This window comes from Xenorhabdus santafensis (assembly GCF_033949405.1).
Taxonomy (GTDB): Bacteria; Pseudomonadota; Gammaproteobacteria; order Enterobacterales; family Enterobacteriaceae; genus Xenorhabdus; species Xenorhabdus santafensis.
Window position 1 is genome coordinate 13142 of the sequence record NZ_VCDN01000019.1, and the last position, 12237, is coordinate 25378.

The following is a 12237-nucleotide window of genomic DNA, read 5'->3' on the forward strand; positions in this document are numbered from 1 at the left end:
AATCCCTTGAGTGACATGGCGAAAAACCTGATTCTCTGGTTAGTCATCGCAGTTGTCTTGATGTTATTGTTCCAGAGTTTCGGTCCCAGCGATTCTAGCGGTCGTAGGGTGGATTACTCTAATTTCATCAATGAGATATCGCAGAATCAAGTAAGCGAAGTACGTATTTCGGGTCGTGACATTGATTTCACTAAGAAAGACAACGGTGGAAAATACAGCACTTATATGCCGATTCAGGATGAGAAGCTGCTGGATACCCTGCTCAATAAACAGGTAAAAGTGGTCGGTGAACCACCAGAGCAACCAGGCCTGTTGGCGACCCTCTTTATTTCATGGTTCCCAATGCTACTGCTGATTGGCGTCTGGATCTTCTTTATGCGTCAAATGCAAGGCGGTGGCGGTAAAGGGGCAATGTCTTTTGGCAAAAGCAAAGCCCGCATGTTAACCGAAGATCAGATCAAAACCACGTTTGCTGATGTCGCTGGCTGTGACGAAGCAAAAGAAGAAGTTGGTGAATTGGTTGAGTATCTGCGCGAGCCAGGACGTTTCCAAAAACTGGGCGGTAAGATCCCGAAAGGTATCTTGATGGTTGGCCCTCCGGGTACTGGTAAAACATTGCTGGCGAAAGCTATCGCAGGTGAAGCGAAAGTTCCATTCTTCACCATATCCGGTTCTGACTTCGTTGAAATGTTTGTTGGTGTTGGTGCTTCCCGCGTTCGTGACATGTTCGAACAGGCTAAAAAAGCAGCCCCTTGCATTATTTTCATTGACGAAATCGATGCGGTAGGCCGTCAGCGTGGTGCTGGTCTCGGTGGTGGTCATGATGAACGTGAACAAACCCTGAACCAGATGCTGGTTGAGATGGATGGTTTCGAAGGTAACGAAGGCATTATCGTTATTGCAGCAACCAACCGTCCTGACGTTCTGGACCCTGCATTGTTGCGTCCAGGCCGTTTTGACCGCCAGGTTGTTGTTGGTCTGCCTGATGTCCGTGGCCGTGAGCAAATTCTGAAAGTTCACATGCGCCGTATCCCTCTGGATACTGATATCGATGCATCTATCATTGCCCGTGGTACACCTGGCTTCTCCGGTGCGGATTTAGCGAACTTGGTGAATGAAGCGGCTCTGTTTGCTGCACGTGGCAACAAGCGCGTTGTTTCTATGGTTGAGTTCGAAAAAGCCAAAGATAAGATCATGATGGGTGCGGAACGCCGCTCAATGGTGATGACGGAGGAACAAAAAGAATCCACCGCATATCATGAAGCCGGGCACGCTATCATTGGTCGTTTGGTTCCGGAACACGATCCGGTTCACAAGGTTACTATCATTCCTCGTGGCCGTGCATTGGGTGTTACGTTCTTCTTGCCGGAAGGTGACCAAATCAGTGCAAGCCGCCAGAAACTGGAAAGCCAGATTTCAACTTTATACGGCGGTCGTTTGGCGGAAGAAATTATCTATGGTGTAGATAATGTTTCTACAGGCGCATCTAACGACATTAAAGTTGCAACATCCATTGCACGTAACATGGTAACGCAGTGGGGCTTCTCAGAAAAACTGGGGCCATTGCTGTACGCAGAAGAAGAGGGTGAAGTTTTCCTCGGTCGTTCAGTGGCTAAAGCGAAGCATATGTCTGAAGATACAGCGCGTTTAATTGATCAGGAAGTGAAAGCACTCATTGATCGCAATTATATTCGTGCTCGCCAGATCCTGACGGATAACATGGATATTCTTCACGCAATGAAAGACGCGTTGATGAAGTATGAAACTATCGATGCTCCTCAGATTGATGACCTGATGAATCGCGTAACTGTGCGTCCACCAGCAGGTTGGGAAGGCGATAGTAACGGTAGCAATAGCAATAACCGTCAAACTCCATCATCACCGAAACAGACGGTGAAACCTGCGGATGATAATCCAACTGCATAATGTAGTTAATCAGGCTATTCAAACTCAGAGCCGTTATTAATGGCGGCTCGTAGTCTCTTGATAGACTGTACTCTAAAACCCCAGGTTCGCCTGGGGTTTTGACATTAAGGCTCCCTAAACGATGAAACTGACAGCCAGAGGCAGTGTCCTCGATCTTTCCTTCCCACAAGTGATGGGAATTTTGAACGTTACCCCCGATTCTTTCTCTGATGGTGGAACTCATAACACCTTTGATACAGCGTTAAGACACGCCGCTAAAATGGTCGAGGAAGGGGCAACGATTATTGATGTGGGTGGCGAATCAACACGTCCAGGTGCAGATGATGTAAGTGAGCAGGAAGAACTGGATCGCGTTGTCCCCGTGATTGAGGCGCTGTCACAGCGTTTTGATGCCTGGATTTCAGTGGATACATCCAAGGCTGCAGTGATGCGGGAATCAGCCAATGCCGGAGCACATATTATTAATGACATCCGTGCATTACAGGAGCCGGGGGCTCTCAATGCAGCGGCACAAACCGGCTTGCCGATTTGTTTAATGCACATGCAGGGGCAACCTCGTACAATGCAGGCCGCGCCTGACTATGATGATGTTCTGACTGAGGTTAAGACATTCCTGATACAGCAAATAGAGCTTTGTGTTGCAGCGGGTATCACAAAAAATAACTTGATCCTTGATCCTGGCTTCGGTTTTGGTAAGAACTTATCGCATAATTATCAGCTATTGGCTCAACTGAAGGAATTCCATGATTTTGGATTGCCTGTATTGGCGGGAATGTCACGAAAATCTATGATCGGTCAGTTGCTTAACGTTCCACCAAAAGAGCGTGTAGCCGGAAGTGTTGCCTGCGCTGTGATTGCAGCCATGCAAGGCGCTCAGATTATCCGCGTGCATGATGTAAAAGAAACCGTTCAGGCTATGAAAATTGTTCAGGCAACGTTGTCTTCCCAAAATACGATGCCAGAAAAAAGTATGCCGTAAGCAAAGAATTAAGTTCAGCAAAGGAAAAAGAAATTTATGAGTAACCGCAAATATTTTGGTACCGATGGTATTCGTGGCAAGGTCGGTAATACGCCAATTACCCCAGACTTCGTATTGAAACTGGGCTGGGCTGCGGGAAAAGTCCTGGCACGCCATGGTTCTCGCAAAATTATCATTGGTAAAGATACTCGAATTTCAGGTTATATGCTGGAATCTGCATTGGAAGCCGGACTGGCTGCGGCAGGTTTATCTGCATCTTTCACAGGCCCGATGCCGACACCTGCTGTGGCATATCTGACACGTACCTTCCGCGCAGAAGCTGGAATTGTTATCTCCGCTTCCCATAATCCCTACTATGACAATGGTATTAAATTTTTCTCCATTGATGGGACAAAACTGCCTGATGATGTTGAAGAAGCAATTGAAGCAGAAATGGAAAAGCCGTTGACCTGTGTTGAATCGGCTGAATTGGGCCGTGCCAACCGTATTGTGGATGCAGCAGGCCGCTACATTGAATTTTGTAAAGGTACATTCCCCAGTGAACAGAACCTAAATGGGCTAAAAATCGTACTGGATTGTGCCAATGGGGCGACTTACCATATCGCCCCCAATGTTCTCAGAGAATTGGGGGCAGATGTTATTACCATCGGCTGTGAGCCAAATGGCATTAACATCAATGAAGAGTGTGGTGCAACAGATGTACGTCTATTGCAAAAGCGCGTGCTGGAAGAGCAGGCAGATGTAGGCCTGGCATTTGATGGCGATGGTGACCGCATCATTATGGTTGACCATCTGGGCCACAAAGTCGATGGTGACCAAATTCTCTACATCATTGCACGTGAAGCATTGAGACAAGGGCAATTGCGTGGCGGGGCTGTCGGCACATTGATGAGCAATATGGGGCTGGAATTAGCGTTGAAACAGCTCGGCATTCCATTTGAACGAGCTAAAGTGGGCGATCGCTACGTACTGGAAAAATTGCAGGAAAAAGGCTGGCGCTTGGGAGCTGAAAACTCAGGCCACGTAATTTTATTGGATAAAACGACAACGGGCGATGGCATTGTCGCTGGGTTGCAAGTGTTGAGTGCAATGGTACGCAATGATATGAGCTTGCATGACCTGTGCAGCGGAATGAAATTGTTGCCACAAATCTTGGTTAACGTTCGCTTTGCGGGTAACACCGATCCTTTGCAATCAGAATCAGTGCTTGAAGCCGTCAAATCTGTTGAAACTGAATTGGATGGGCGTGGCCGCGTTTTACTGCGTAAATCGGGAACAGAGCCATTGATTCGTGTCATGGTTGAAGGCGAAGATGAAGAATTAGTCACTGCATTGGCGCACCGCATCGCTGATGCCGTGAAAAAAATGGGTTAATTTGTTGATTTTTTCCGCGATCAGCAGCAGTATTTAAAATTAACCTTGCTTGTCTGAAATGCTTTGGTTAGTATTCACACCCGCTCAATCAGTTAATTTTTCTAATTTTGAGCGGGTGATGCAGTTAACGTCGCTACGAATTTGTGGAAATCCCCACGAGGAAACGGGTACAACATATGTATGAAGCTCTTTTAGGTATATTCTTGCTAGTTGGTATCGGGCTAATTGCTCTGGTTCTGCTACAGCAGGGTAAAGGTGCTGATATGGGTGCTTCTTTCGGTGCGGGTGGATCTAACACACTGTTTGGTTCATCGGGCTCTGGTAACTTTATGACCCGTATGACAGCCATTCTCGCAACGCTCTTCATTGTTATCAGTTTGATTCTTGGTAACATGACCAGCAATAAGACGGGATCGAGCAGTAAATGGGATAATCTGTCTGAGCCAGTGAAAGTTGAAACACAATCAGAAGTTCCGGCAGTGCAAGAAAAACCAAATAGTGATATCCCACAGTAATATTCAGTAAAAAAGTTTAAGTAGGATTGTTGGTTTAGAGAGTTAGTTTTTATAGTTAACCATTAAAGTAACAGTCCTGTAAAATCAGTGCCGAGGTGGTGAAATTGGTATACACGCTACCTTGAGGTGGTAGTGCCTAAACAACGGGCGTACGGGTTCAAGTCCCGTCCTCGGCACCATAAATCTAGAAACTTGCGTTTTTAGTATTATCAGCGTAAGATTTGCCACGTTTTCGAACGCGGGGTGGAGCAGCCTGGTAGCTCGTCGGGCTCATAACCCGAAGGTCGTCGGTTCAAATCCGGCCCCCGCAACCACTTCTTAACAACATGTACCTTTTCCAGAGTAGTCATTCAGCAACCTTAAGACATCGATCCTAATTTGCAAAGTTGCTTTGAAAGGTATAGAAAGAAGCTGGTTGAGACCACTGGCAGTAAATAGGGTCCAGTTGCATAAAGCCCCGAGTATCGGGGTTTTTTGTTATTTGACAGCAGAACTACTGGGCTAATATAGCCCTTTTTTTATGTCTTGGGGGTGGGCTTGTCCACATTAGAGCAAAAATTAACAGAGATGATTTCAGCACCAGTTGAAGCTTTGGGCTTTGAATTAGTGGGCCTGGAGTTTATTCGCGCACGAGTATCAACTTTGCGGGTCTATATCGATAGTGAAGAAGGTATCACTGTTGATAATTGTGCTGATGTTAGCCACCAGGTCAGTGCAGTGCTTGATGTTGAAGATCCGATTTCGGTGCTTTATAACCTGGAAATATCTTCGCCGGGGCTTGAGCGTCCGCTATTTAAGGCTGAACATTATCAGCGTTTCTTAGGGGAAGAAGTCAGTTTGGTTTTACGCATGGCAATGCAGAACCGCCGCAAATGGCAAGGTATCATCAAGGCTGTTGATGGTGAAATGATTACGGTTACGGTGGATGGAAAAGACGAAGTGTTCGCACTGAGCAACATCCAGAAAGCGAACCTGGTACCCCACTTTTAAAGTTCGGATGAGGCAACTAGGATGAATAAAGAAATTCTGGCTGTTGTGGAAGCGGTTTCTAATGAAAAATCTCTCCCTCGCGAAAAAATCTTCGAAGCATTAGAGATTGCACTGGCGACAGCCACCAAGAAAAAGTATGAACAGGAAATCGACGTCCGCGTTTGTATTGATCGTAAATCTGGTGATTTCGATACGTTCCGTCGTTGGTTAGTGGTTGAAGAAGTCACCCTGCCAACTCGTGAAATCACGCTGGATGCAGCAAAATATGAAGACCCAGAAATTGATCTGGGTGGTTATATTGAAGACCAAATTGAATCAGTGACTTTTGACCGCATTACAACCCAGACAGCTAAACAGGTTATCGTACAGAAAGTACGTGAAGCTGAACGTGCGATGGTCGTTGAGCAATTTCGTGAGCAGCAAGGTGAAATTGTGACTGCTCAGGTCAAAAAAGTGAACCGTGAAAATATTACTCTGGATTTGGGTAATAACGCAGAAGCGGTTATTTTGCGTGAAGATATGTTGCCACGGGAAAACTTCCGTCCGGGCGACCGTGTGCGTGGCGTACTGTATGATGTTCGCCCTGAAGCACGTGGTGCACAGCTTTTCATCACCCGCTCTCGTCCTGAGATGCTGGTTGAGCTGTTCCGTATCGAAGTGCCTGAAATCGGCGAAGAGATTATTGAGATCAAAGCGGCCGCCCGTGATCCAGGTTCCCGTGCTAAAATCGCAGTAAAAACCAATGACAAGCGTATCGATCCGGTTGGTGCGTGTGTTGGTATGCGTGGTGCAAGGGTACAAGCTGTTTCCAGCGAACTGGGCGGTGAGAGAATTGACATTGTGCTGTGGGATGATAACCCTGCGCAGTTTGTCATTAATGCAATGGCTCCGGCGGATGTCGCATCTATCGTGGTAGATGAAGATAACTGCACAATGGATGTAGCTGTTGAAAACAGCAATCTTGCTCAGGCGATTGGCCGTAATGGTCAAAACGTTCGTCTGGCGGCACAACTATTGAAAAAGCATCGTGGTGATGATTCATGGGAACTGAATGTCATGACTGCGGAAGAGCTGCAAGCGAAACATCAAGCAGAAGCACACGCTTCTATTGATACCTTTACTAAGCATCTCGACATTGATGAAGATTTCGCCACCGTATTGGTCGAGGAAGGCTTCTCTACACTGGAAGAATTGGCTTACGTGCCAATCAATGAACTTCTGGCAGTAGAAGGTCTTGATGAGGAAACCGTTGAAGTTCTTCGTGAACGAGCAAAAGCGGCCTTGACTACGCTGGAACTGGCTCAAAAAGAGAGCCTTGGTGACCAGCAACCTGCCGAAGATTTATTGAATCTGCCTGGCATGGAACGTACTTTGGCGTTTAACCTGGCTGCCCGTGGCATCTGTACTCTGGAAGATCTTGCCGAGCAGGGTATCGACGACTTATCTGACATCGAAGGACTGAATGATGAGAAAGCAGGAGAACTCATTATGGCGGCCCGTAATATCTGTTGGTTTGGCGATGATGCATAAATAAACTGTAGCAGGAAGGAACAGAATGACAGAGGTAACCGTAAAATTACTGGCAGAAGAGATCCAGACATCGGTAGAGCGTCTAATCCAGCAATTTTCTGATGCTGGCATTCAGAAAACCGCAACTGACTCTGTTTCCCAGAAAGAAAAAGAATCTTTGCTGGCTCACTTGAACCGCGAACAAGGTGGTTCTGGCGGCCAGCCAGGTAAATTGACACTACAGCGTAAAACGCGTAGTACATTGAACGTCCCTGGCACCGGTGGCAAAAGTAAATCGGTAGCGATTGAAGTCCGCAAAAAGCGCACATATGTAAACCGCGATGTGATTGAAGAATCTAAAGCGGAAGAGCAGGCGAAGCGTGAAGCGGAGGAGCAAGCTCGGCGCGAGGCAGAAGAGAAGGCGCGGCTTGAAGCTGAAGCGAAAAAACTCGCGGAAGAGCAAGCTAAACGTGAAGCTGAAGAAAAAGCGAAGCGTGAAGCTGAAGTGAGCGCTCAACGTGAAGCAGAAGAAAAAGCCAAGCGCGTAGAGGCTGAATTGTCTCACCGCAAGGCGGCGGAAAAAGAAAAAGTGACTAAGCAACATACCGAAAACAAATCAAAATCAGTTCAGAATGATTCTGCCGCGCTAAATGAAAAAGCGCGCCGTGAAGCTGAAGCAGCAGATTTAAAACGCAAAGCTGAAGAAGAAATGCGCCGTAAGGTTGAAGCTGAAGCAAAACGTGTTGCAGAAGAGGCTCGTCGGATGGCAGAAGAAAATAAAGACAAATGGTCTAATGATTCTGATGCTAATACTACTGAAAACAGTGATTACCACGTAACTACTTCCCGTTACGCTCGTGATGCGGAAGACGAAAACGACGCCAAGGTTGAAGGCGATCGCCGTTCCCGCTCCCGCGGAGGCAAAGCTACCCGCCAGAAGAAGAATAACAAACATTCTGAATCTAAAGCTGATCGCGAAGAAGCACGCGCTGTAGGCCGTACTAAGGGTAAGCAGCGTAAACCTAGTACGTTGCAGCAAAGCTTTACCAAACCTGTCGTGGCGGTTAACCGTGATGTCGTGATTGGTGAGACAATTACTGTTGCTGAACTGGCTAACAAAATGGCTGTCAAAGGCTCCCAAGTCATCAAAACCATGATGAAAATGGGCGCAATGGTAACGATCAACCAAGTTATCGATCAAGAAACTGCGCAAGTTGTTGCCGAAGAAATGGGGCACAAAGTTATCCTGCGTCGTGAAAACGAGCTGGAAGAAGCGCTGATGAGCGATCGTGATACGGGTGAAACCCAAGCAGAATCCCGTGCGCCAGTAGTGACCATCATGGGTCACGTTGACCACGGTAAAACCTCTCTGCTGGACTACATCCGTTCCACCAAAGTGGCTTCTGGAGAAGCAGGCGGGATTACCCAGCACATTGGTGCATATCACGTAAAAACTGAAAAAGGTATGATCACCTTCCTGGATACTCCGGGCCATGCTGCGTTTACTTCAATGCGTGCTCGTGGTGCACAAGCAACGGATATCGTGGTTCTGGTTGTGGCTGCGGATGACGGCGTAATGCCTCAGACGATAGAAGCTATCCAGCATGCGAAAGCTGCGAATGTTCCTGTGGTTGTTGCAGTGAACAAAATTGATAAGCCAGAAGCCGATCCAGATCGCGTTAAGAACGAACTTTCTCAGTATGGCGTCATTTCTGAAGAATGGGGTGGCGAAACTCAGTTCATCAACGTTTCTGCTAAAGCAGGTATTGGTATTGATGAATTGCTGGAAGCGATTCTGCTTCAGGCTGAAGTTCTTGAACTGCAAGCAGTGCGTACCGGCATGGCGAACGGCGTGGTCATTGAATCCTTCTTGGATAAAGGCCGTGGCCCAGTTGCAACCATTCTGGTTCAGTCAGGTACTCTGAACAAAGGTGACATCGTTCTGTGTGGCTTCGAATATGGCCGTATCCGTGCGATGCGCAATGAGCTTGGCCGCGAAGTAACTTCGGCTGGCCCATCAATTCCTGTGGAAATCTTGGGTCTGTCCAATGTTCCATCAGCAGGTGATGAAGCGACTGTTGTTCGTGACGAGAAAAAAGCGCGTGAAGTTGCTCTGTATCGTCAGGGTAAATTCCGTGAAGTGAAACTGGCTCGTCAGCAGAAATCTAAACTGGAAAACATGTTTGCTAACATGGAAGAAGGTAAGGCATCTGAGCTGAACATCGTACTGAAAACCGACGTTCAGGGCACCTGTGAAGCAATTTGCGATTCACTGCTGAAACTGTCTACCGATGAAGTGAAAGTGAAAATTATCGGTTCTGGCGTGGGCGGTATCACTGAAACTGATGCAACTCTGGCAGCCGCATCTAACGCAATCATTCTGGGCTTCAACGTTCGTGCTGATGCTTCCGCACGCCGTGTCATCGAGAGTGAAAGTGTGGATCTGCGTTACTACTCCGTTATCTATAGCTTGATTGACGAAATCAAACAGGCAATGAGCGGTATGCTGGCACCTGAGTTCAAACAGCAGATTATGGGGCTGGCTGAAGTTCGTGACGTATTTAAGTCACCGAAATTTGGTGCAATCGCAGGCTGTATGGTGACTGAAGGTAACATCAAACGTAATAACCCAATCCGTGTATTGCGTGATAACGTGGTGATTTACGAAGGTGAATTGGAATCCCTGCGCCGCTTTAAGGATGACGTTAACGAAGTCCGTAATGGTATGGAATGTGGTATCGGTGTGAAGAACTACAATGATGTTCGCGTTGGCGATATGATTGAAGTCTTCGAAGTGATTGAAGTTAAACGCTCCATCGATTAATACCACCAAAATTTATACCCAATAGATTTTGAATTGCAGCGAGGCGGCAAGAGAATGAATCTCCAGGAACATAGATAGCTATGTGACTGGAGTGAAAGAGCGAAGCCAACAAAGCAGCAATTTGAAAGATGAAGGGGATACCAATAGATTCATTCCATTCTTGGGGGGCTTAATGCCCCCCAAAATGTCAGGAGATACAACAATGGCAAGAGAATATAGCCGTACTCAGCGCGTTGCACAGGAAATGCAAAAAGAGATTGCCATCATTTTACAGCGTGAAGTCAAAGATCCGCGTATCGGTATGGCGACTGTCTCTGGTGTTGAGGTTTCCCGTGACCTGGCCTACGCTAAGGTTTTCGTAACCTTTTTGAATGTACTGATAGACGGTCACGATGAATCCCAGGTCAATGAAGGCATCAAGGCGTTGAATGAAGCATCAGGTTTTATTCGTTCCCTGTTGGGGAAAGCGATGCGCCTGCGAATTGTGCCTGAACTGACGTTTTCTTATGACAGTTCCTTGGTGGAAGGGATGCGTATGTCGAACCTGGTTAGCAACGTTGTAAAAAATGATGAGCAACGTCGGGGTTCTACGGATCGCAATGAGGAAAAATAATGGGACGCCGTCGTAGAGGCCGTGCAATACACGGTGTACTGTTGCTGGACAAGCCACAGGATATTTCCTCCAATGATGCGTTACAGAAAGTAAGGCGGATTTTTAATGCCAACAAGGCAGGTCATACAGGCGCGCTAGATCCACTGGCGACAGGCATGCTTCCGATTTGCCTTGGTGAAGCCACCAAATTTTCCCAATTTTTGCTGGATTCTGACAAACGCTACCGGGTGATTGCTCGATTGGGGCAGCGTACAGATACTTCGGATTCACATGGCACTGTCATTAGTGAACGTGAAGTACACATTACCCAAGCACAGCTAGATGCCGCACTGGATACATTCCGTGGCGATACCATGCAGGTTCCCTCAATGTATTCGGCCCTGAAACATCAAGGGAAGCCGCTGTACGAATATGCCCGTCAAGGCATTGAAATTGAGCGGGAAGCTCGCCCGATTACTGTTTATGAATTACAGTTCATTCGCTGGGAAGGGAATGAGCTGGAATTGGAAATACACTGCTCCAAGGGAACATACATCCGTACCATCATTGATGATTTGGGTGAACTTTTGGGCTGTGGTGCGCATGTTATTTTTCTGCGCCGTTTGCAAGTGGCTAACTATCCCAACCAAAGGATGGTAACACTGGAACAGTTGCAAGAACTAAAACAGAAGGCTGAAGATCAGGAAATTGAAGCAGGGGAATTGCTCGATCCATTGTTGTTGCCAATGGATACTGCTGTCGCACATTTCCCGCAGATCCATCTGCCATCTATAGTTGCATCATATTTTAAGCAGGGGCAGCCAGTCAGAAGCGGGCATGATTTGCCTGCTGGCGAATGGGTACGCGTTACCGAAGGGGATGAAAATAAATTCATCGGTATCGCTGTAATTGACCAAGATGGAATGGTCGCGCCACGCCGTTTGGTTGTTGAAGCTGAAATTGAGTAATGTTCATTAATTAATATCAAATTAATTAATGACATAACAGATGAGGAATTTTCAGCGCGTAAATTGTATAGAAGTCGTGAATGGCGGCGATTGTGCTGTCTTGCGCTTCATCTATTTGCAGCGTAGAATACCGCGTCTACATGAGTTGCTGAATTAGAGATCGGCGCTCGTCATTTTAAAAAACTACATATTTGGAGTTATACTATGTCTCTAAGTACTACTGCAAAAGCGCAGATTGTTGTTGATTTTGGCCGTTGCGCGAACGACAGTGGTTCCAGCGAAGTTCAGGTAGCCCTGCTGACCGCTGACATCAACAAATTGCAAGGTCACTTTTCTGAGCACAAAAAAGATCACCACAGCCGTCGTGGTCTGCTGAAAAAAGTTGCACGTCGTCGTAAGCTGCTGAACTACCTGAAGCGTAAAGATTTGGCTCGCTATACAGCGCTGATTGAGCGTCTGGGTCTGCGTCGCTAATCGATGAGTTTCAGAGGAAAGGGGCCAAATAGGGCCCCTTTTCTTCTAGAAAACTGAACCTCTTCCGCTACAGTGACTCGCGCGGC

General features: G+C 47.0%; 10 protein-coding genes and 2 tRNA genes. All 12 read left to right on the forward strand.

All coding sequences use genetic code 11. The features are described from left to right. The first annotated feature begins 15 nt into the window (after nt 1-15). The 12 genes from ftsH to rpsO all read left to right on the forward strand — a co-directional run bounded on the left by ftsH (nt 16) and on the right by rpsO (nt 12151). Nucleotides 16-1926: an ATP-dependent zinc metalloprotease FtsH gene (gene ftsH, locus FE392_RS05585; RefSeq protein ID WP_319929244.1), complete on the forward strand. Its 1911-nt coding sequence runs from the start codon at nt 16-18 to the stop codon at nt 1924-1926. 121 nt (nt 1927-2047) lie between these two features. Beyond that, on the forward strand, nt 2048-2905 hold the full coding sequence (gene folP / locus FE392_RS05590; protein WP_319929245.1) for a dihydropteroate synthase: 858 nt from the start codon (nt 2048-2050) through the stop codon (nt 2903-2905). A 36-nt stretch (nt 2906-2941) separates the two neighbouring features. Beyond that, nucleotides 2942-4279, forward strand: a complete 1338-nt coding sequence (gene glmM, locus FE392_RS05595) for a phosphoglucosamine mutase (RefSeq protein ID WP_319929246.1) — start codon at nt 2942-2944, stop codon at nt 4277-4279. Between the two features lie 176 nt (nt 4280-4455). Beyond that, a complete protein-coding gene (gene secG / locus FE392_RS05600) occupies nt 4456-4794 on the forward strand; it encodes a preprotein translocase subunit SecG (RefSeq protein WP_319929247.1) in 339 nt (112 codons plus the stop codon). Nucleotides 4795-4883: 89 nt separating this feature from the next. Then, nucleotides 4884-4973, forward strand: a tRNA-Leu gene (locus tag FE392_RS05605). Nucleotides 4974-5031: 58 nt separating this feature from the next. Then, nucleotides 5032-5108, forward strand: a tRNA-Met gene (locus FE392_RS05610). Between the two features lie 223 nt (nt 5109-5331). Next, on the forward strand, nt 5332-5784 hold the full coding sequence (gene rimP / locus FE392_RS05615) for a ribosome maturation factor RimP (protein ID WP_319929248.1): 453 nt from the start codon (nt 5332-5334) through the stop codon (nt 5782-5784). 21 nt (nt 5785-5805) lie between these two features. Further along, nucleotides 5806-7314, forward strand: a complete 1509-nt coding sequence (gene nusA, locus FE392_RS05620) for a transcription termination factor NusA (RefSeq protein WP_092508251.1) — start codon at nt 5806-5808, stop codon at nt 7312-7314. 25 nt (nt 7315-7339) lie between these two features. Then, nucleotides 7340-10117 (forward strand): translation initiation factor IF-2, encoded by a 2778-nt coding sequence (infB, locus tag FE392_RS05625; protein ID WP_319929249.1) that lies wholly within the window; start codon nt 7340-7342, stop codon nt 10115-10117. Between the two features lie 202 nt (nt 10118-10319). Further along, nucleotides 10320-10730 carry a 30S ribosome-binding factor RbfA gene (rbfA, locus tag FE392_RS05630; RefSeq protein WP_319929250.1) on the forward strand — a complete coding sequence of 137 codons (411 nt, stop codon included), beginning with the start codon at nt 10320-10322 and terminating at the stop codon, nt 10728-10730. Then, on the forward strand, nt 10730-11677 hold the full coding sequence (truB, locus tag FE392_RS05635; RefSeq protein ID WP_319929251.1) for a tRNA pseudouridine(55) synthase TruB: 948 nt from the start codon (nt 10730-10732) through the stop codon (nt 11675-11677). Before rbfA ends, truB begins: the two co-directional genes overlap by 1 nt. Nucleotides 11678-11881: 204 nt before the next feature. Then, entirely contained in the window at nt 11882-12151 is a 270-nt protein-coding gene (rpsO, locus tag FE392_RS05640; RefSeq protein ID WP_092508243.1) for a 30S ribosomal protein S15, read from the forward strand. Nucleotides 12152-12237 lie beyond the last annotated feature (86 nt).